Here is a 19331-nt window from a genome sequence, read left to right as displayed (position 1 = left end):
TTGCAATCGTGCTAGAGATGGAGGGTGTCATGAATTTCGAGACGATTTCCGTATCCGTCGACCGGCGCGGTGTCGCAGCGCTGACGCTGCGCCGCCATGCGCAGCACAATGCGCTGTCCGGCCTGATGATCCGCGAACTGACCGCCGTCGCCGGTCTGCTGGGCGATGACAGGGCGGTGCGCGTGGTCGTGCTGACCGGTGAGGGCGAGAGTTTTTGTGCGGGGGGTGACCTCAACTGGATGAAGGAGCAGATTGCGGCCACCCGCGAGGAGCGCATCGCGGAGGCGCGTCGGCTGGCGCTGATGCTGAAGGCCTTGCGTGACCTGCCGAAGCCGCTGATCGCCCGCGTCAACGGTCAGGCCTATGGTGGTGGCGTTGGCCTCATCAGCGTCTGCGATGCGGCGATCGCCGTGGAGGGTAGCCGCTTCGGCCTGACGGAGACCCGCCTCGGCCTCATCCCGGCGACGATCAGCCCCTACGTCGCCGCCCGCATCGGTCCCGCCGCCTTCCTGCGCTTCGCCACCTCTGCCCGGCTGTTCGACACCCCAACCGCCCGCGATATCGGCCTGGTGAGCGGTATCGTCGCGGCCGACGGGCTGGATGCGGCGATCGAGACGGAGATTGCGCCCTATTTCGCCGCGTCCCCGGAAGCGATCGCGGCCACCAAGTCGCTGGCGCATGCGCTGGCGCTGCCGATCGACGACAAGCTCATCGAAATGACGCTGACGCGGCTTGCCGATACCTGGGAAACGCCCGCTGCGGCGGACGGTATTGCGGCGTTTCTGGAGAAGCGCAAGCCGGGCTGGGTGCCGGTGGAATCCGGCAAATGATTGCGGACGTGCGGACGGATTTGAAATTTTTTGCCCCCCGCCGGGGTAAGTGAACGTTGCCCTTGGCACGACGTCATGGCCGTCGAGCCCCTTCTCCCCGTGGGGAGAAGGGAATGCGGCGCGTGTCGACATTCCCATCGCCATTGAAACGATGGCAGGCGGATCGTGTTACTCGATGAACACCCGCACGCTCGCCGCCCGGCCGGCGGCGTCGATCACCGTCAGCGTCGAAAAACCTGCGCCTTCCGGCAGCCACTGCGTCGTGCGTCGGCGCGCGGCATCCGGCAGCACCTTGCCATTGGCGAGCCAGCGGAAGGGCGCACGGCCGCCCTGGAGTTTCAGGACGAGGGGTGAGACCTCGGTGCCGGCGGTGGCGCCGAGTTCGACATGGGCGCCCTCCGGCGGGTAGATGATTTCCGGTGCCGGTTCGCGTGCCGCCGTGGCGACAAGACCGTTGGCGGTGATCGCAAAGCGGCGCAGGCTTGCCGGCAGTTCCGATTGCGCGATCCGCACCGCGCCGGCCGGCGCGCGCGGCAGCGCAGTGATGGCGACGCCCGAGCGGGAAAAGGCCTCAAAGAGAATGGGGGCCGCGGCGCCATAGCCGGTCAGGCCGGGTACTGCGCCATTGTCGGCGCGACCGACCCACACGCCGAGCACATGGCGGCCGTCATAACCAACGGACCAGGCGTCGCGGTAGCCGTAGCTCGTGCCGGTCTTGTAGGCGATGCCGAGGCGGCGGCTGCCGGTCGGCGGCGTGACGGCTGACAGCACATCGGAGACCTGCCAGACGGCGACAGGATCGAGCAACGGGTCGCCGACGATTACCTTGGCATCATCGGTAATGCCGTCGCCGAGCTTGACCGGCATGCCGCGATTGGCGAGCGCGGCATAGAGCTGGGTCAGATCGCGCAGCGTGATGCCGAGGCCGCCAAGCCCGATGGCAAGGCCCGGCGTTTCCCCCGGCGGCAGCACCGCCTGCACCTCGGCGCGGCGGAAACGCACCATCAGCCGGGTCGGGCCGACGGCCTCGAGCAGGCGCACGGCGGGCACGTTCAACGACAGTTGCAAGGCCTTCCGCACGCTGACATCGCCCTGGTAGGTCATGTCGAAATTGCGCGGCCGGTAGCCGGAAAAGTCGGAGGGCCGGTCCTCGACGATCGTCTCTTGTGCGACAAGCCCCTCCTCGAAGGCGAGGCCATAGATGAACGGCTTCAGCGCCGAACCGGGCGAGCGGCGGATGCGCGTCATGTCGATCCAGCCGGCGCGGCTGCCGTCGAAATAATCCGCCGAACCGACCTCGCCGAGGATTTCGCCGGTGCGGGCATCCGCCATCACCATGGCGATGGAGATTTTCGGACCGAGCCGCTCGGCCGCTTCGCGCGCCACGGCTTCGAGACCGTCCTGCACGGTGAGATCAAGCGACGTCTCGTGCTTGATCGCCTTGGGGTCCTTGCGTAGCGCCAGTTCCGAAAGGTGGGCGGCATAGGAGGGAAGCTGCCGGCGACGATCGGGCACGGCGTCGAGGCTCGCGCGTTCGGCCTCGCCCTCGCCGATCACCTCGGAAACGGCGAGACGGTTCAGCACGCGCTCGCGGGCCTTTTCCGCAACCGCGCGGTGGCGGTCCGGGCGGCGTTTTTCGGGAAGCTGCGGCAGGGCCACGAGAAGTGCGGCTTCGGCGACCGAAAGCCGCTTCGGCTCCTTGCCGAACCAGGCGAGGCTTGCCGCACGCACACCCTCCAAGTTGCCGCCATAGGGGGCGAGCGTCAGGTAGAGGTCGAGGATCTCGGCCTTGGAGAGCCGCCGCTCGAGCTGCACGGCGCGCGCCATCTGGCGCAGTTTTGCCAGCATCGAGCGGTTTTCGCGCGGTTCGATCAGACGGGCCACCTGCATGGAGAGCGTCGAGGCGCCCGAGACGATACGGCCATTGGTGACGAACTGGCCGGCGGCGCGCAGCAGCGCCAGCGGGTCGATACCGCCATGCTCCTGGAAGCGTCGGTCCTCATACGCCACCAGCATGCGCAGGAACTGGTGGTCGACATCCGCCGCCGTTGTCTTCAGTCGCCACAGCCCGTTCGGCGTCGCGAAGGCGCGCAGCAGGCGGCCGTCGCGGTCGAGCACTTCCTTCGAGACGGTTTCCGCCACCGCGATCGGCGGCGGGTAGGTCTTGTCCGCATAGTCGAGCCCGAAGGCGAGGGCGGCAATCGCTGCCGCCCCGCCAAGGGAGCCTATGAGGAGCTTGCGCCAGAGCGCCATCGGCCGGACCTTCCTACTCGGCCTTCACGACCTGCATGCGGCCGGTCGCCGTGCGGGCGGAATACTGCGGACGGTACATGTCCTCCACCTGGGCGGCCGGCAGATCGTAGATGCCGGGGGTTACGGCGCGCACGACATAGGCAAGGCTGACCTCGCGGTTGTCGCCCGCACTGCGGTTGAAGGCCGCGACGAAGCGGTCATAACGGAATTCCGTATGCGCCGCCTCGGTCTCGCCGAGCCAGTCGAAGTTCGAAAGCTTGGCGCTGTCGACGAGGCTCGGATTGTCGATCTCGAAACCGGCCGGCAGCAGGTCCGTGATGATGATGCGCGACGGCCAGTCATTGTGCTCCGTCACCTTCAGCACCACGACGTAGCGTTCGTTCTGCTGCGCCTCCGTGATGTTCGCCTCCTCGCCGTCGAGCGTGTAGTAGGTGCGCTCGATGGCAAAGCCGTCGCCGCCGGCCGGCAGTGGATCGGCGGGGGCGGCGACCGTCGTCAGCACGGCCGAGACCGGCTCGCCGGTGCGGTTGGCGATGGTCAGTGGGTTTTCAAGCAGGGACTTGCCCGTCATCTGCGCGGCATAGCCGCCGGCGCGCTCGGCACCGTTGATTTCGAGCTTCAGGTCCTTGTCGGCATCCCTGACCGAACGGGCGGCGAGCAGCATCCAGGTCTGTTCCTGCGTGCTGGTCCAGCGCTTGTCCTCCCATTGCTTGGCGACGAGCTTCGTCAGTTCCGGAATGACGTTCGGCACCGGCCGGCTTTCGGCGGCAAGCGCGAGGATTGCGGCGCCGTCGCGCAGCGACGAACCGTAGTCGGTGCGCGAGAGGCTGGCATTCAGGATACTGTCGCGCGACAAGCCGAGCGCATTGGAGAAGATCGTCATCGAGCGCTGGGCATCGCCGTAGAGGCCGAGCGCGCCGGCGAGCTGCGCACGGGCGAGCGGCGAGGAGAACTCCGAGAGCTTCGTGTCCGCATAGTAGCGCAGGTCGCTGATCGCGGCCTTGCGGTTGCGGGCAAGCACATAGAGCGCATAGGCGATCTCGGTGCCCTGGGTCGAGACATTGACCTCATAGGATATGGAGTTCTGCAGGTTGGAGAGCGCCTGCAGCATGGCCTGCTCCGGCACGTCGAACTTCTGTTCGCGGGCTCGTGTCAGGAAATCCGTCACGAAGGCATCGAGCCAAAGGTCGCCATAACCCGGCGACCAGAGGCCGAAGCTGCCGGACGAGGACTGGTTGGCAAGCACGCGGTAGATCGCGTCCTGCACGCGCTTCTGCGTTTCCGTGTCCTCCGGCAGGCCGGATTGCTTGGAAAGCTCGCTGAGATAGAGCAGCGGCAGCGCGCGGCTGGTCGTCTGCTCGGTGCAGCCATAGGGGTAGCGGTCGAGCGCCATCAAGAGCGCCGGGATGTCGAAGGCGGCGGCACGCGAGACGCTGAGGCTGACGGATGCGCCGGCAAGCTGGCTGTCGGCCAGAAGCTGGTCGTCGATCGTCAGACTGCCGTTGGCGGCGATCTCGATCGGTCGGCGCGTGGTGATCGGCATGGCGGCCGGGCGCACCGGCACGTTCAGCGCCTGTTCGAGGGACAGGCCGTTGCCATTCGACAGTTTCACGGTGATGAGACCATCGCCCTCTTCGCCGCCGATCAGCGGCAGGGTGAGCGCCGACTTGCCGCCGGGCTCCAGCTTGACCGTCTGGCCCGCACCGGTCTGTTCGACCATCACGGATGCATTGTGCGTGACCTCGACCATGTAGTCGCCAGCCGGTGCGTCCGTATTGGCGATATCGAGCCTCAGATCCGCGCGGTCCCCGGGCGCGAGGAATTTCGGCAGGCTTGCGGTCACCACGATCGGATCGCGGATGATGACGTCCTTCGACATGCTGCCGACGCCGGTCTTCGTCCAGGCGACGGCCATGACGCGGGCCGTGCCGTTGAACTGCGGAATATCGAAGCTGACCTTGGCCTTGCCGTCCGCGTCGAGCTTCACGGGGCCGGCGAAGAAGGCGACCAGCTTTTCCGTCGGCGGCTTGCCCGAGAGCGCGCCTTCGCCACCGTCACCGCCGGTGCGCAGGCGCCCGGTGGTGCCGAGAGAGCCGTCGATCAGGCGGCCATAGAGGTCGCGGATTTCCATGCCGAGCCGGCGCTGGCCAAAGTACCAGTCGGCCGGATCGGGCGCTTCATACTTGGTGAGGTTGAGAATGCCGACATCGACGGCGGCGACCGTGATGTAGGCTTCTTCATCGGCACCAGCACCCGCCACCTGCAGCGAAATGTCGAGCGGCTGCCGCGGCAGGGTTTTTTCCGGCACGTCGAGGGCGACATTGAGCTTGCGTTCAGCCGGATCGACCTTCAGCCAGGTGATGCCGATGGCGCGCATCGGCATGCGGCTTTCCTGGTCGGAGCCCGGGCGGAAAAGCGTCGCGGTGACGTAGGAGCCCGGTCCCCATTCCTTGGTGATCGGGATCTCCACCTCGCCTCCCTCGGCGCCGATGGCGGCGGTCTGGGTTGTGATCAGGCTTTCCGCGCCGACGGTGATCAGCACTTGGCCAGCATGGCGCGACGAGATTTTCAGCTTCGCCGTGTCGCCGACCGCGTAGTTTTCCTTGTCGAGCGAGATTTCCAGCGCGTCGGGCGTTTCCGTCGAGGTGGCGGCGACATACCAGCCGGCGTCGAACTCGGTGCTTGTTGCGGGACCATCCGGCTCGGGGCTTTCGACCTCAAGGCGGTAGCGGCCCCAGGTGACGGGAACAGAAATCTTGCCACCGTCAGCCGTGACGTCCAGCGTGCCGTTGGCGAGCTGCTTTGTCGCAAGCACCGGCTCGTAACGCCAGGAACTGCCGTCGCGATACCACTGGTAGTTCCGCTCGACGGAAAGCAGCTTCCAGGGCAGGCCCTGCATCGCCAGTTTGGCACCATCCGGGCCGACCGCGACGACGTGGAAGTTGGCGATACCGTTTTCCGAGAGCTCACCCTTGAATTCCGGCTTCACGCCGATCATCGGTCCGGTCGCCTTGACGGGCAGGGTCAGCGAGCGTTCGACGGCGCGGCCACCGGCCTCCATCATGCGCAGCGTCACCAGCGCTTCGAGGCGCTGCGTGGTCGAGGGGAGATCGGTGAGGGTCACGTCGAAGGTTGCCTTGCCCTCGTCGTCGAGCACGTCCAGGCCTTCGAGCGGGATGCGGCTTTCCTCGATCGCTTCTTCGTCCGTCAGACCGAAGACGTAATCCGGATAGGCCGGGTCGGCGCGCGTCGGCTTCAGCGCGACATCACCTTCGATTTCAAGACCGGCACCCGGCGCGCCGTAGAGATAACGGCCTTCGACGGAAACCGGGGCCGGGACGCCGGTCTCGATATCCTTCGCTTCGCTCGTCATGTCGAATTCGATGCGATCCGGCACGAAATCGTCGACGAGGAAGGTCTTCTCGGCAATCGCCGTGCCCTTCGGGTCGGTGTAGATCTGCATCGTCCAGGTGCCGCGCATGCTGTTTTCCTGGAGGGCCAGGTCGATCGCATGGCCGCCGAGGGCAGCGCCGTTGGACACCAGGCGACGGTCTTCCACGCCGTCCGGCCGGTTGAAGACGAAGGTGAGCGGTAGTTTTTCTACGGCATTCGCTTCGATGTCGCGGGCAAGCGCGGTGGCATGCACCGTCTCGCTGGCGCGGTAGATGCCGCGTTCGGTCCAGGCGAGCACGTCGATGGCGCCCGGTGCCGGGCGGCCGGTGACGCCACGGTCGGAAAGGTCGAAGCCGGCGCGTGTCATGTCGAGGAAGACGAAGTCGCCTTCGCCCTTCTTGGCGAGGATGACGGCCGGCGTCATGGCGGCGGTGCCGCGCATCAGGCCGGCGGTGAAGGTCGCGCGGCCGTCCGCATCGGTGGTCGCCGTGCCAAGCACTTCGTTGTTGGTGGCGATCAACTGGAGGTCGACGCCTTCCAGCGGCGTGGCACTATCGAGCGAGCGGGCGAAGACGTTGAGGCCGTCGGTGCCGGCATAGGTGGTGAGGCCGACATCCGAGACGACGAACCATTGCGTGGCCTTGGCGTCCCATTCGTTGCTGCGGCCGTTGGAGGCGGCGGCGGTCAGCACATAGACGCCGGGCTTGCGCTCCGGCAGCGCCTCGTCGACCGGGAAGCTGGTGACGACGTCCTTGTTGAGCTCCGGCGAGATGTCAATCTTGCCCTGCCAGACAAGCTGGCCGTTCTGGCTTTCGATGCGCTCGGCGGAATAGCCGTCGAGCTGGGTGAGGAACCGGCTGTCGGCGAGAAGCCCGGCAATCGCGCGGTCGCCGACGCGGTAGAGCTTCAGGTCGGCGCTGTCGGTGTTGACCGAGACGATCGGAATGCCGCGGCGCACGCTGCCGGGCAGCACGAAGCCGTCGCCGGTGAAGCGGACCATCGCGGCACGGTCCTGCACGTAGATGTCGAGGTCGACAGCCGCTTCCAGCGGCTCATCGACGGCAGACGGCAGGCCGGGGCGGAAGGCGATCTTGTAGCGCTGGCCGTGGTTCAGGCCCTCGACGCAGATCTGCCGGTCCTTGGCCTCGACCGCCTTGGGTGCCGCACCATCCAGCGTGACGAAGGAGGCATAGTCCGCGCCCGACTTGACGAGCGGTTCGGAGAACTCGACGCAGGCCCGCGGCGTCGCGCTGTCGGAATCGATCGTGTGGTTGACGATGCGGAAGCCTTGGCGGGCGCGAAGACCGAGATAGGCGGAACGGACCGCGACATCGTCCTTCAGGTCCAGGCTTGCCCTGTAGGCGTTGATGCCGGCGCGGTAGTTGCCCGACTTGTCGAGCGTATCGGCGAGAACGGCAAGCGCGCGCGCGCGTGTCTCCGTGGTGCGCGAGATCTGGTAGGCGTTGATTGCCGCAAGCGCGCCTTGGCCGGCGAGATAGCTGTTGCTGACGGCGCGACCCATGGATTCGGCTGTCTCGATCCAGAGATAATAGTCATCCGGCGCAAGCGAGAGCGCGCCCTTGTAGGCGATGAGCGCCTGGTCGAAGCGGCTGGAGGCGGATTCGATACGGCCGAGCGAGGCAAGGCTTTCGGCGCCCTGGCCGGTATGTTCGGTCGCAAGGGTGAGGCCCTCGCGGAAGGCGCGGGCGTCGCTCGCCATATATTCGCTGATGAAGGGCATGGCCGGCGGCGCGCCGATATCGGCGGCATTGTCGGCCTTGATGATCTTGCCGGCAATCGCTCCCTGGAAATGGTTGAGCTGGTTGAAATCGCTCTTCAGGAAGCACCACTTTACCTTAGGATTATAGGTGAAGGCGCGGCAGGACAGGTCGTCGACGCAATCGGTCTTGCACTGGTCCAGCGTCACATCCTGCACGGTGCGCAGGTCGAAGCCGAAATAGTCGCTGTTTTCCGTCGTCACGACGGTGCGGGTCTCCTCGGCATGGGCGGGAAGGGGAGGAGAGGCGACGGCCGCTAGAAGAAGTGCCGAGAAACCGAAGAATGCGCGCATAGACATCAAGTCCTCCTAACGCTGCCCGTCTCGTTGCCGCCCCACTGTCCAGACCCGGTATCGGCTTGTCAATCGAAAGACGCCGCTGTCGGGGAGGCCGGAAAGGGAGGTGGCGCATGGAACCAGGGGGAAGACGTTTCAGGCCCATCGTTCAATCGCCGGAAATGCGAAAATTTTTGGCCCAAGGCGCGTTAACCTTTTGTTAACCATATGCGCGCAGACTCCAATCCATCAACGAGCGTTCTTCTGTCATACCGCTGTAAGAGCGGCTCGCTAGAAACCTCGTCAGACACGAAAGTCGTGTTTCGCATCGCAGTGACCACGGATGTACTGGCACTGAGCGGGACACTTCCCTGGCCAAGCCGGGATGAGGAAGCGGGGGTTCAGCCCTCGCTTTTTTCATTTACGGTGTTTGCCGGACATGTCGTGCTGGACCCCTCCCGACGATTGCTCTACCGATGAAACCCGCCCTCGAGACGGTTCTCTCGCCGTCCCTCCATTCTCCTTCGGGACGGTTTCATGTCGGATGTCGCTCTCAACGTTTTGCCTGTCTTCGCGCTGATCCTGATCGGCTGGGTGCTCGTGCGCACCGGCTATCTGCGGGAGGAGCTGGGCGAGGGGCTTGGCGAGTTCGTCTTCCGCGTCGCCGTTCCGCTGCTGCTGTTTCGCACCATCGCGGAAGCTGATTTTGCCGGCGAAGCGCCGTGGCGCATCTGGGTCGCCTATTTCGGCGCCGTCGCCGTAACATGGACAATCGCTCATCTGGTGGCGACACTCGGCTTCAAGCGCGATCGGCGGATCGGCGTTCTCGCCGGCGTCTCCTCGGCGTTTGCCAATACCGTCTTCATCGGTCTGCCGCTCGTCTCGCGCATCGTCGGCGATGAGGGGCTGGTGGCGATCTCCGTTCTGCTGTCCGTGCATCTTCCGGTCATGATGATTGCCGGCACCGTCCTCATGGAACGGGCAGAGCGGAAGGAGGGCACGCGCGAGCCGCAGAGTTTCGCAGCCCTTTTGCTCGGCATCGGCAAGAGCCTGCTGCGCAATCCTCTGGTGATCGGCCTCGCCGTCGGTGCGCTGTTTCACGCGGGCGGCGTGCCGCTCACAGGTCCGGTAAAGGTGGTTGTCGACCAACTGGCGGCGATGGCAGCCCCCGCTGCCCTCGTTTCCATCGGCATGGCGCTCAACAAGTACAAGGTCGGCGGCAATGCCGGCATTGCGCTGGCCATGACCAGCCTCAAACTTCTCGTGCTACCCGGGTCGGTCTACGTCGCCTGCCGGCTGCTCGGCCTCAGCCCGGAATGGACGGCCGCCATGGTGCTGACATCCTCGGTGCCGACCGGCGTCAATGCCTGGCTGCTCGCCAACCATTTCGGCGTCGGCCACGCGCTCGCCTCCTCGACGATCACCATGACGACGGCGCTCGGCGTCTTCACCGTGTCCTTCTGGGCCTGGCTGCTCGGCTGATTGAGAACAACAAAAAACCCGGCTCGAAGGCCGGGTTTTCCTTGTCTGTGTTTTGCCGCTGGCTTGTTACTGAGCAGCCGGCTGTTCCGTCGTGGTGCCGCCTTCGGCCGGGGCTGCGCCCTCGGTCGTGGTGGTCGCAGCGCCGCCCTCGGCCGGGGTCGTTGCACCTTCGGTCGTCGTGGCTGCCGCGCCGCCGTCAGCCGGAGCCGCACCCTCGGTGGTGGTCGCACCACCTTCGGTCGTTGCGGCTGCGCCTTCGCTCGATGCGGTCGGCAGAGCGGCCGGGTTGTCGGACAGCGTGCGCAGGTAGGCGATCAGGTTGGCGCGTTCGTCGTTCTTTTTCACGCCGGCAAAGCCCATGGCGGTGCCCGGGACGTGCTTCTTCGGCGCTTCGATGAAGAAGCTCAGGTGATCGTAGTCCCAGACGACCTTATGGCCTTCGGAGAAGGTGGTCATGCCGGCGGAATAGCTGAAGCCTTCATGCGAAGCGATCGGGCGGTTCACGATGTCCCAGAGGTTGGGGCCGACCTTGTTCGGTCCGCCCTTCTCTGGGGTGTGACAGCTCGCACATTTCTTGAAGACCGTTTCGCCGGCACCGGCATCGGCAGTGGCCAGCAGGGTTGCGATCGGAACAGTTGCAGGAGCTTCGCCACCGGCTGCTTCGCCGCCTGTTTCCTCGGCAACGATCGCGAAACCTTCCTTCTCGGGCTCGCCCGAATGGAAAATGCCTTCAGAAGCGATCGACACGGACATCAGTACGAATACGGTGCCCAAAAGGGCACCCACGCCCATGTTCACATAAGAGTTCATCCAAACGCTCCCCTAGGGACCGACGGACATAACGCCGGCCAGTCTTGAAATCGCGCGGAACCTATGTCTTTTGCTGCTTCGTTGCAACAGTGATTGTAGCCCCCGCACTGAGACGTTTTGACACTTTTCCCGGGGGTTTTGAAGGGCCTGCGATGAATCCCGCCAATTTTGACAAGACCCTCGTGCTCATTCCGGCGCGCATGGCGTCGACCCGCCTTCCGGGCAAGCCGCTCGCCGATATTGCCGGCCTGCCGATGATCGTCCAGGTGGCGCGACGGGCGGCTGCCGCCGAGGTGGGGCGCATCGTCGTTGCCGTCGATCATGCGGATATTCTTGACGCGGTTGTGGCAGCCGGCTTCGAGGCGGTGATGACCCGCGTGGACCACCAGTCCGGCTCCGACCGTATTCATGAGGCGCTGACGAAGAGCGACCCGGCCGGTCGCGCCGAGTTTGTCATCAATGTGCAGGGCGATTTGCCGACGATCGACCCCGAGACGATCCGCGCCGCGCTGCGCCCGCTGGAAAATGCCTCGACCGACATTGCGACGCTGACGACGGAAATCCGCGACGAGGAGGAGAAGACCAATCCGAATGTCGTGAAGGTCGTCGGCGCGCCGCTCGGCGACAGCCGTCTGCGCGCGTTGTATTTCACGCGCGCAACCGCGCCCTACGGCAAGGGTCCGCTTTACCATCACATCGGCCTCTACGCGTATCGCCGCAAGGCGCTTGAAGCCTTCGTCGCGCTCAAGCCCTCGACCCTGGAAAAGCGGGAATCGCTGGAGCAGTTGCGGGCGCTCGAAGCCGGCATGCGCATCGATGCGGAGATCGTTGACACCGTTCCGCTCGGTGTCGATACTCCTGCCGACCTCGAAAAGGCCCGCGCGATGCTCGCGGCCCACCCTGTTTGATACGGATTCCCTGCCATGATCATGAAAACCAACAAGATCGCCTTCCAGGGCGAGTACGGCGCCAATTCTGACATGGCCTGCCGCGACATGTTTCCGACCATGGAGCCGCTGCCGTGCCAGACCTTTGAGGATGCCTTCCTCGCTGTGGAGAATGGCGATGCCGATCTCGGCATGATTCCGATTGAGAACACGATCGCCGGCCGCGTCGCCGACATTCATCACCTGCTGCCGGAATCGCGCCTTCATATTGTCGGCGAATATTTCATGCCGATCCGCTTCCAGCTCATGGTGCTGCCGGGTGTCACGAAGGACGAGGTCCGAACAGTGCACAGCCATATCCATGCGCTCGGCCAGTGCCGCAAGATCGTCCGCCTCAACGGCTGGAAGCCGGTGATTGCCGGTGATACGGCGGGCGCCGCCAAGCTCGTCTCGGAAACCGGCGACCGCTCCATGGCGGCGCTTGCCCCGCGGCTCGCGGCCGATCTCTACGGTCTGTCGATCATCGCGGAGAATGTCGAGGACACGGAGAGCAACGTCACCCGCTTCGTGGTGCTGTCGCGTGACGAGAAGAAAATCGAGCAGGATGGCGAGGGCATCATCGTCACGACGTTCGTCTTCAACGTGCGCAACATTCCGGCCGCGCTCTACAAGGCGCTCGGCGGTTTTGCCACCAATGGCATCAACATGACGAAGCTGGAAAGCTACCAGATCGACGGCAAGTTCACCGCAACCCAGTTCTATGCCGATATCGAAGGCCATCCGGATGAGCCGCATGTGCGCCGGGCGCTGGAGGAACTGCGCTTCTTCTCCGAAAAAGTCCGCATCCTCGGCACCTACCGCGCCCATCCGATGCGCAGCGCGTTTTAAGGCGGGCATACGCTCGCCCGGCATGCGCCTATGCCTCAGGCTTCGGATTTCGATAGGCCGGATCGCCGGGCCACGCTGACAGCGCTATGTCTGCCAGTTGGGTCAGTTTTTCCCGGCATGCCCCGTCATAGGCCTGGGCCGACATGCCCTGCACGACAGCCGTATAGAAACGCGCGAGCGTATCGGTGTCCGTGTCGGTTGGAAGCTCGCCTTCGCAGACGGCGCGGTCAAAGCGCGTTTTGATAGCCTGCATCGCAGCCTCACGGCGTGCGGCGACGTCCCGCGCGACAGACTCGTTTTCCTCCGAATGCTGAAGGACGGCGGTGGACACAATGCAGCCATGCGGCTTGTCCGGCTGGGTGATGCCTTGCACGACGTCGTGAAGGTAAAATGCGATCGCCTCGTAGGCCGTCTCTTCGGTCTGCAACGCCTCGCCGCGGCATTTGCCTTCCCGCTCGATACATTGGTCGAGCGCTTGCCTGTAGAGTTCTTCCTTCGAACCGAAGGTTGCGTAGAGGGAGGGAGGCGTGATCCCCATGGCCTTGGTCAGGTCGGCGATCGAGGTTCCCTCGTAGCCATGCTCCCAAAACAGCCGCGCCGCGACATCAAGCCCGACGTCCCGGTCCAGTACCCGAGGCCTGCCGCGTTTCCGCGCGGGCACATCTGTTTTTATATCGATCACTATAATAATCCTTGACGGGCTCTTTCCGGCATTTATTGTATCGATCATTATAAAAATATCAATGGAGCGAACGATGTCTGGAAAACTGTCGAATAAAACAGCCCTTGTGACCGGAGGTTCGCGCGGTATCGGTCGTGCTATCGCGCTTGCCTTCGCGAAGGAGGGTGCGGCCCTCATCGGCGTGCACTACGGCAGCAACGCCGACGCCGCCGAAGCGACCATCCGCGAGATCGAGGCTCTCGGAGCAAAAGGCGTCGCGATCAAGGCGGACCTGAGCAAGGGCAAGGAAGCCGCAGACAGCCTGTGGGGCCAGTTCAAGACCGCAGCGATTGCAGCGACCGGCGAGCCTGGCCTGGATATTCTCGTCAATAATGCGGGTATCGCCCAGGCGGTTTCCCTGGCGGAAACCAGCGAATCGTTCTTCGACGAGACGATGACGATCAACTTCAAGGCGCCGTTCTTCCTGATCCAGGCAGCCGCCGACCATATTCGCGACAATGGACGGATCATCAACATATCGACGGGTTTCACGCGCATCGCCGCGCCGAGCCATCCGGCCTATGCAGCATCGAAGGGCGCGCTTGAAACGCTGACACTGGCGCTCGCGCCGGACTTCGGTCGCCGTGGCATCACGGTCAACGCGGTCATGCCGGGTGTTACCGACACGGACATGAATGCGGAGTGGCTGGCGCAGCCGGAGGCGCGCGCCGGCGCTGAAGCGATGTCGGTCTTCTCACGTGTCGGCACAGCCGCGGATATTGCCGATGTCGTCGCGTTCGTCGCGTCGAGCGAGGCTCGCTGGACAACGGGGCAAATGATCGACGCCACCGGCGGTGCCCGTATTTGATCGCACCGTTGACCGGGGCACCATTCACGGCCAAAACCGGGCTGTGTTGATCAGCCCTTCCAGTCGAGCCAGTCGCGCATCAGCCGGTGCGCGATGGCGCCCTTCGGCGGTGGCATCGTGGTGCCGGGTGCTGCACCCGCCATGGCGCTGCGCTCGATCATCGCCGCGGTCTCCTCGCGGGTGAACCAGCGGCAATCCTCCAGTTCGGTCTCGTCGCGGCGGATGTCGAAGGAGATCGCCTCCCCATAGCAACCGATCATCAGCGAGTGCGGCATCGGCCAGGGCTGCGAGGCGTGGTAGCGCACGCGGCCGACCTTGATGCCGGATTCCTCGAGGGTTTCGCGGCGCACCGTGTGCTCGATCGTCTCGCCCGGTTCCAGGAAGCCGGCAAGGCAGGAATACATGCCCTCCGGGAAATGCGGCGAGCGGCCGAGCAGGCAAAGATCACGCTCGATATCAATGACCAGCATGATCGCGACCGGATCGGTGCGCGGGAAGATCGTGTGGCTGCACGCCTCGCACACCCGGCGATAGCCGCCGATTTCCGAGCGGGTCGGCGAGCCGCACTTGCCGCAGAAGCGGTTGTTGCTGTTCCAGGTCATCAGGCTGGAGGCCTGGGCGAACTGGCCGAGCAGATCGTCGTCGAGCATCTGCTGGCGGTAGAGTGTGCGCCCGTCGGTGGCCTTCAGCGGTTCCTGCAAGGTCTCTGGATCGGCCCGCACGGGAATGGCCAGCCGGGGTTCGCCGTTCTTCAGGTAGCCGAGCAGGATCGATTCTTCCGGGATCGGATCGAGTTCGGCGAGTTCATAGGGCGCAAACAGCGGATCGATGATCTTCTCGTCATGCTTGACGACAAGTTTGCCGCCGGCAAGCGCGAAGGCGTGCACCGTCTCGGCCTTGAAGGCCTGTTCGAGGCAATCCGGCGCACGGTGCTCCGACTGGCGATCCAGGCTGTTTTCCGCAAACGCCACCATGGTGCTCGGTTCGGGGTGCGGGCGGTAGAGATCGAAAAGCGATGGCTTCATGGTGCGAGCGCGTCCAAAAGCTTGGCGGCAAAGGCCTTGGTTTCGTCGGCCGAGCGCGGCTCGGCGGTGCCGTAGCCCCAGACGGGACCGGGCCAGTTCGGGTCACCTTCGCTGCGGGCGATGATGTGGACGTGAAGCTGGCGCACAATGTTGCCGAGCGCGCCGATATTGATCTTCGTTGCCCCCGTCACCGTCTTCAGCGCCTCGGAGACCAGAACCGTCTCGAAGGTCAGCATGGTCTGGTCGAGCGGCGTCAGGTCGAAGATCTCGCTGACATCCGGGCGCTGCGGCACGAGCACCAGCCACGGCCAGCGGCTGTCCTTCATCAGGCGCAGTTCGCACAGGCCGATCTTCGTCAGGAGATCGCTGTCGCGCGCCAGCCGTTCGTCGGGTCGAAAATCGCTCAAGGGGTTCTCCCGAAATGCTTCTTTCATAGAGTCATGCCATGGCATCCAAATTCCCCCAATAGTTTTTTGTCGGTCGCGCTTGCATTCGGTTGGAATATTGCCGATATGGGGGACGGGAGGTTGGTGGTGGACGAGCCACTCGCCAACCGGGTCAGGTCCGGAAGGAAGCAGCCCCAACGAGCCCGGCACGGGTCATCGTGCCAGCCTCCCACCTTTCCGTCCTGTCGGGACAGACGTTCTATCAACGGCAGGGTCTATGAGCGACGAAACCCCAAAACCGTCCAGCGAAAAGCCAGCCGCCTACCGGGTGCTCGCGCGAAAATACCGTCCCAAGGATTTCTCCGACCTCATGGTCGGCCAGGAGCCGATGGTCCGCACGCTGACCAACGCGTTCGAGACCGGGCGTATCGCGCAGGCCTATATGCTGACGGGTGTGCGCGGCGTTGGCAAGACGACGACGGCCCGCATCCTTGCCCGTGCCCTCAACTACAAGACCGCCGAAATCGACAAGCCGACGATCGACCTGCGCGCGCCCGGCGAACATTGCCAGGCCATCATGGAAGGCCGGCACGTCGACGTGATCGAGATGGACGCCGCCTCCCATACCGGTATCGACGATATCCGCGAGATCATCGAGCAGGTGCGCTACCGCCCGGTTTCGGCGCGCTATAAAGTGTATATCATCGACGAAGTGCACATGCTGTCGACACAGGCCTTCAACGGATTGTTGAAGACGCTCGAGGAGCCGCCGGAGCATGTGAAATTCATTTTCGCGACGACGGAAATCCGCAAGGTTCCGATCACCGTTCTGTCGCGCTGCCAGCGTTTCGACCTGCGCCGCATCGGCGCTTCCGACCTCGTCGGCCTGTTCACCACCATTCTGGGCAAGGAAGGCGTCGACGCCGAGCCGGATGCCCTTGCCATGATCGCGCGTGCCGCCGAGGGTTCCGCCCGCGACGGTCTTTCGCTGCTCGACCAGGCGATCGCCCATGGCGGCGGCAGCGTCGAGGTGAATGCCGTGCGCTCGATGCTCGGCCTTGCTGACCGCGCCCGCATCGTCGATCTCTTCGAGCATATCGTGAAGGGCGATGCCGCGGCAGCGCTCGCCGAATTCGCCGCACAATACGAGGCCGGCGCCAGCCCGCCTGTCGTTTTGACCGATCTTGCCGATTTCACCCATCTCGTCACCCGCATGAAATACGTGCCCGATGCCACCGGCGACCAGTCGCTGAGCGAGATCGAGCGCGTGCGCGGCGTCGAGTTTGCCAATTCGCTTGCGGTGACCGTACTCTCGCGCATGTGGCAGATGCTGCTGAAGGGCATTCCGGAAACGGAAGCCTCCAGCCGCCCGGCCGGTGCCGCCGAGATGGTCATCATCCGCCTCGCGCATGCGGCCAATCTGCCGTCGCCGGAAGACGCCGCGCGCCGCCTTGCCGAGCTTTCGGCTAGCGATGGCGGCGGCAATGGTGGACGTGTTGCGCAATCATCCAGCACGCTCGGCGGCAATAGCGGCTCTTCGGCGTCGGTCTCCGCCGTCTCGCGGCAGCCCGACGCTCCGGCGCAGCGCGTTCAGTCGGGCGGCGCGACCGTGACCATGCTGCGGCCCGTGCCGCAGGCCGATCCGGTGCCAGCACCTGTCGGGCGCATCGAACCGGTCGAGGCTCCGCTGCCGGCGGCAACACCCAAGGTGCCGGTCAATTCCCTTTCGGATCTTGCCGATCTCTGCACCAAGAACCGCGATATTCGCATCCGTGCGCTGCTGCGCGCTTTCGTGCGTCCCGTGAAGATCGAGCCCGGCCGGCTGGAAATCAGCCTGGCGGACGATGCGCCGAAGTCGCTTGTCTCCGAACTCCAGAGCCGGCTGCAGGAATGGACCGGCGCGCGCTGGATGGTGATCCTGTCACGCGAAGCTGGCGGCCCGACATTGGCCGAAGCCGAAACGCAGGCGCAGGAGGCGCGCGTCGCCGATGCGCGCCAGGATCCGGACGTCGCAGCCATCCTGCAGCGTTTCCCGGGCGCCAAGATCACCGACGTGCGCATCAAGGTGCAGGAAACCGAAGACGAACCCGAGACCGTCGAGGCTGCGGCTGTGGCGGAATCCGCCGAGGGCGATATCCTGCCCGGCGACGATATCGAACACTAAGAGCCAGATAAAAGAGGAGAGACCGATGCGCGACATCATGGGCATGATGGGCAAGGTCAAGGAAATGCAGGCCAAGATGGAGAAGATGCAGGAGGAGATCGCAGCCCTCGAGGTGAACGGCACCTCCGGCGGCGGGCTCGTCTCGGTCACCCTCGATGGCAAAGGCAACCTCAAGGGCCTGAAGATCGATCCCTCGCTCTTCAAGGAAGACGATGTCGAAATCCTCGAAGACCTGATCGTTGCCGCCCACAAGGATGCCAAGGACAAGGCCGAGGCCGAGACCGCGGAACGCACCAAGGCGCTCACCGCCGGCCTGCCGATCCCGCCAGGCTTCAAACTGCCGTTCTGATTCGATAAGGTCAGGCTTTCGAGGAGGAATTCCGATGAGCCTGATGACCCTGCTTGTCTTTGCCGGCGCGCTGATGATGGCGGCCGGTTCGCCCGGTCCGAGCATCGCGGCGCTGGTCGCCCGCGTGCTGTCGCGCGGCGCCAAGGACGTGCTGCCCTTCCTCGCCGCCATGTGGATCGGCGAAGGCATCTGGCTCACCTTTGCCGTGCTTGGCCTTGCGGCGATCGCCGAAACCTTCCACGCCGCTTTCGTCGTCATCAAATGGCTCGGCGTCGCCTACCTGCTCTATCTCGCCTGGAAAATGTGGTTCGCCCCGACCGATACGGGCGACGCGGCCTTGCCGGAGGCGCGATCCGGCCTGAAGCTGTTCTTCGCCGGGCTGACGGTGACGCTCGGCAATCCGAAGATCATGATGTTCTACGTGGCCCTTCTGCCGGCGATCGTCGATCTGGGCGCCGTCACGCTCGTCGGCTGGGCGGAACTGGTGGTCACCATGTTCGTGGTGCTGGTGGCAATCGATCTCGCCTGGGTCTTCCTTGCCTCGCGCGCCCGTCTCTTCCTGAAGAGCCCGCGCGCCGTGCGCATCGCCAATCGTCTCAGCGCCGGCACCATGGCCGGGGCTGCAGCCGCCATCGCCGCCCGCTGATCAGCCGGTCAGCGCGGCGCGCAGCTTGTCGTTGATGGGGGCTGCGAGGTAGCGGATGCGATCTTCCTCGGAAATGTTCTTGCCGTAGGTGCGCAGCAGTTCCGGCATGCTGACCGGCTCGCCGTCGAAGGGTGTGTAGGTCACGGCATCGCCGGCCTGGATCACGCCATCGCGCAGCACGCGGCAATAGAAGCCCGGACGGCCCGCCTGCATGAAGCGCCGGGGGAAAGCCGGATCGCCCATGCGCGCGGTCAGCGTGTTGCAGGGAATACGCGTCGAGGTGACTTCCAGAAGCACGCTCTCGGTCTCGAACCGGTCGCCGACGGAGACGGCGCGACTGTCGACGCCCTCGATGACAAGGTTTTCGCCGAAGGTGCCGGGCTCGATCGTGCGGCCGAGTTCCTTCGACCACCAGTCGAGGTCGACGGAGCCGAGGCCATAGACGGCCTGCTCCGCCCCGCCGTGATGTCTGCGGTCGCAGATCGCGTCACCAAGCAATCCCTCGCGGTCGACGACGATCGCCGCATCGGTCGGCGTCTTGAAAATGCCGGTCTTGTAGCTTTTGCCGGGGACTGGGCGGGCCACACCCGTGCAGACCGCGAGGATTTTGATCAAGCGTTGGCCCTCCCGAGATTC

15 protein-coding genes and 1 other RNA gene are annotated in these 19331 nt (G+C 64.8%); 9 read left to right on the top strand and 7 right to left on the bottom strand.

Annotated features, from left to right (window positions below; genetic code table 11):
• Window positions 1-29: 29 nt before the first annotated feature.
• Window positions 30-830: a crotonase/enoyl-CoA hydratase family protein gene (locus tag GR138_RS05395; RefSeq protein ID WP_160857602.1), complete on the top strand. Its 801-nt coding sequence runs from the start codon at window positions 30-32 to the stop codon at window positions 828-830.
• Window positions 831-998: 168 nt separating this feature from the next.
• On the opposite strand, the gene pbpC is transcribed toward GR138_RS05395, so the two are convergent.
• Window positions 999-3083: a penicillin-binding protein 1C gene (gene pbpC, locus GR138_RS05390; RefSeq protein ID WP_160857601.1), complete on the bottom strand. Its 2085-nt coding sequence runs from the start codon at window positions 3081-3083 to the stop codon at window positions 999-1001.
• A 13-nt stretch (window positions 3084-3096) separates the two neighbouring features.
• Window positions 3097-8547, bottom strand: coding sequence for an alpha-2-macroglobulin family protein (locus GR138_RS05385; RefSeq protein WP_202402550.1), 5451 nt, complete (start codon window positions 8545-8547; stop codon window positions 3097-3099).
• Between the two features lie 519 nt (window positions 8548-9066).
• On the opposite strand from GR138_RS05385, the gene GR138_RS05380 reads away from it, so the two are divergent.
• Window positions 9067-10011 (top strand): AEC family transporter, encoded by a 945-nt coding sequence (locus GR138_RS05380; protein ID WP_160857599.1) that lies wholly within the window; start codon window positions 9067-9069, stop codon window positions 10009-10011.
• Window positions 10012-10077: 66 nt separating this feature from the next.
• On the opposite strand, the gene GR138_RS05375 is transcribed toward GR138_RS05380, so the two are convergent.
• Window positions 10078-10821 (bottom strand): c-type cytochrome, encoded by a 744-nt coding sequence (locus GR138_RS05375; RefSeq protein ID WP_160857598.1) that lies wholly within the window; start codon window positions 10819-10821, stop codon window positions 10078-10080.
• Between the two features lie 152 nt (window positions 10822-10973).
• Between GR138_RS05375 and GR138_RS05370 the strand changes: the two genes are divergently transcribed.
• Window positions 10974-11729, top strand: a complete 756-nt coding sequence (locus tag GR138_RS05370; RefSeq protein ID WP_160857597.1) for a 3-deoxy-manno-octulosonate cytidylyltransferase — start codon at window positions 10974-10976, stop codon at window positions 11727-11729.
• 15 nt (window positions 11730-11744) lie between these two features.
• Window positions 11745-12596, top strand: coding sequence for a prephenate dehydratase (locus tag GR138_RS05365; RefSeq protein ID WP_160857596.1), 852 nt, complete (start codon window positions 11745-11747; stop codon window positions 12594-12596).
• A gap of 28 nt (window positions 12597-12624) precedes the next feature.
• Here GR138_RS05365 and GR138_RS05360 read toward each other — a convergent pair whose 3' ends face one another.
• Complete coding sequence (locus GR138_RS05360) at window positions 12625-13278, bottom strand: TetR/AcrR family transcriptional regulator (RefSeq protein ID WP_338091040.1); 654 nt, start codon at window positions 13276-13278, stop codon at window positions 12625-12627.
• 73 nt (window positions 13279-13351) lie between these two features.
• Here GR138_RS05360 and GR138_RS05355 point away from each other — a divergent pair, with 73 nt between their 5' ends.
• Window positions 13352-14125, top strand: a complete 774-nt coding sequence (locus GR138_RS05355) for an SDR family oxidoreductase (RefSeq protein WP_160857594.1) — start codon at window positions 13352-13354, stop codon at window positions 14123-14125.
• A 50-nt stretch (window positions 14126-14175) separates the two neighbouring features.
• Here GR138_RS05355 and nudC read toward each other — a convergent pair whose 3' ends face one another.
• Window positions 14176-15150 (bottom strand): NAD(+) diphosphatase, encoded by a 975-nt coding sequence (gene nudC, locus GR138_RS05350; protein ID WP_160857593.1) that lies wholly within the window; start codon window positions 15148-15150, stop codon window positions 14176-14178.
• A complete protein-coding gene (locus tag GR138_RS05345; protein ID WP_202402530.1) occupies window positions 15147-15584 on the bottom strand; it encodes an HIT domain-containing protein in 438 nt (145 codons plus the stop codon). The genes nudC and GR138_RS05345 overlap by 4 nt, the downstream gene beginning before the upstream one ends.
• Window positions 15585-15672: 88 nt before the next feature.
• Here GR138_RS05345 and ffs point away from each other — a divergent pair.
• The 4 genes from ffs to GR138_RS05325 all read left to right on the top strand — a co-directional run bounded on the left by ffs (window position 15673) and on the right by GR138_RS05325 (window position 18695).
• Window positions 15673-15769: signal recognition particle sRNA small type (gene ffs, locus GR138_RS05340), an RNA gene on the top strand.
• Between the two features lie 44 nt (window positions 15770-15813).
• Entirely contained in the window at window positions 15814-17700 is a 1887-nt protein-coding gene (locus GR138_RS05335; RefSeq protein WP_160857591.1) for a DNA polymerase III subunit gamma/tau, read from the top strand.
• A 25-nt stretch (window positions 17701-17725) separates the two neighbouring features.
• Window positions 17726-18049, top strand: coding sequence for a YbaB/EbfC family nucleoid-associated protein (locus GR138_RS05330; protein WP_069060033.1), 324 nt, complete (start codon window positions 17726-17728; stop codon window positions 18047-18049).
• A gap of 34 nt (window positions 18050-18083) precedes the next feature.
• The gene (locus tag GR138_RS05325) at window positions 18084-18695 is read left to right on the top strand and encodes a LysE family translocator (protein ID WP_160857590.1); all 612 of its coding nucleotides are present in this window, start codon (window positions 18084-18086) and stop codon (window positions 18693-18695) included.
• On the opposite strand, the gene GR138_RS05320 is transcribed toward GR138_RS05325, so the two are convergent.
• Complete coding sequence (locus GR138_RS05320; protein WP_160858061.1) at window positions 18696-19307, bottom strand: MOSC domain-containing protein; 612 nt, start codon at window positions 19305-19307, stop codon at window positions 18696-18698.
• Between the last annotated feature and the right edge of the window lie 24 nt (window positions 19308-19331).

Origin of the sequence: Shinella kummerowiae, from assembly GCF_009827055.1 — a bacterium.
Classification (GTDB): Bacteria; Pseudomonadota; Alphaproteobacteria; order Rhizobiales; family Rhizobiaceae; genus Shinella; species Shinella kummerowiae.
The sequence above is the reverse complement of the archived record's forward strand: the minus strand, read 5'-3'. Positions and strand labels throughout refer to the sequence as shown.

Coding starts and splice junctions, on each gene's coding strand:
- GR138_RS05375 (WP_160857598.1), bottom strand. CDS start 10,821: ATGAACTCTTATGTGAACATGGGCGTGGGTGCCCTTTTGGGCACCGTA.
- GR138_RS05330 (WP_069060033.1), top strand. CDS start 17,726: ATGCGCGACATCATGGGCATGATGGGCAAGGTCAAGGAAATGCAGGCC.
- GR138_RS05335 (WP_160857591.1), top strand. CDS start 15,814: ATGAGCGACGAAACCCCAAAACCGTCCAGCGAAAAGCCAGCCGCCTAC.
- GR138_RS05395 (WP_160857602.1), top strand. CDS start 30: ATGAATTTCGAGACGATTTCCGTATCCGTCGACCGGCGCGGTGTCGCA.
- nudC (WP_160857593.1), bottom strand. CDS start 15,150: ATGAAGCCATCGCTTTTCGATCTCTACCGCCCGCACCCCGAACCGAGC.
- GR138_RS05365 (WP_160857596.1), top strand. CDS start 11,745: ATGATCATGAAAACCAACAAGATCGCCTTCCAGGGCGAGTACGGCGCC.
- pbpC (WP_160857601.1), bottom strand. CDS start 3,083: ATGGCGCTCTGGCGCAAGCTCCTCATAGGCTCCCTTGGCGGGGCGGCA.
- GR138_RS05380 (WP_160857599.1), top strand. CDS start 9,067: ATGTCGGATGTCGCTCTCAACGTTTTGCCTGTCTTCGCGCTGATCCTG.
- GR138_RS05355 (WP_160857594.1), top strand. CDS start 13,352: ATGTCTGGAAAACTGTCGAATAAAACAGCCCTTGTGACCGGAGGTTCG.
- GR138_RS05385 (WP_202402550.1), bottom strand. CDS start 8,547: ATGCGCGCATTCTTCGGTTTCTCGGCACTTCTTCTAGCGGCCGTCGCC.
- GR138_RS05345 (WP_202402530.1), bottom strand. CDS start 15,584: ATGAAAGAAGCATTTCGGGAGAACCCCTTGAGCGATTTTCGACCCGAC.
- GR138_RS05325 (WP_160857590.1), top strand. CDS start 18,084: ATGAGCCTGATGACCCTGCTTGTCTTTGCCGGCGCGCTGATGATGGCG.
- GR138_RS05370 (WP_160857597.1), top strand. CDS start 10,974: ATGAATCCCGCCAATTTTGACAAGACCCTCGTGCTCATTCCGGCGCGC.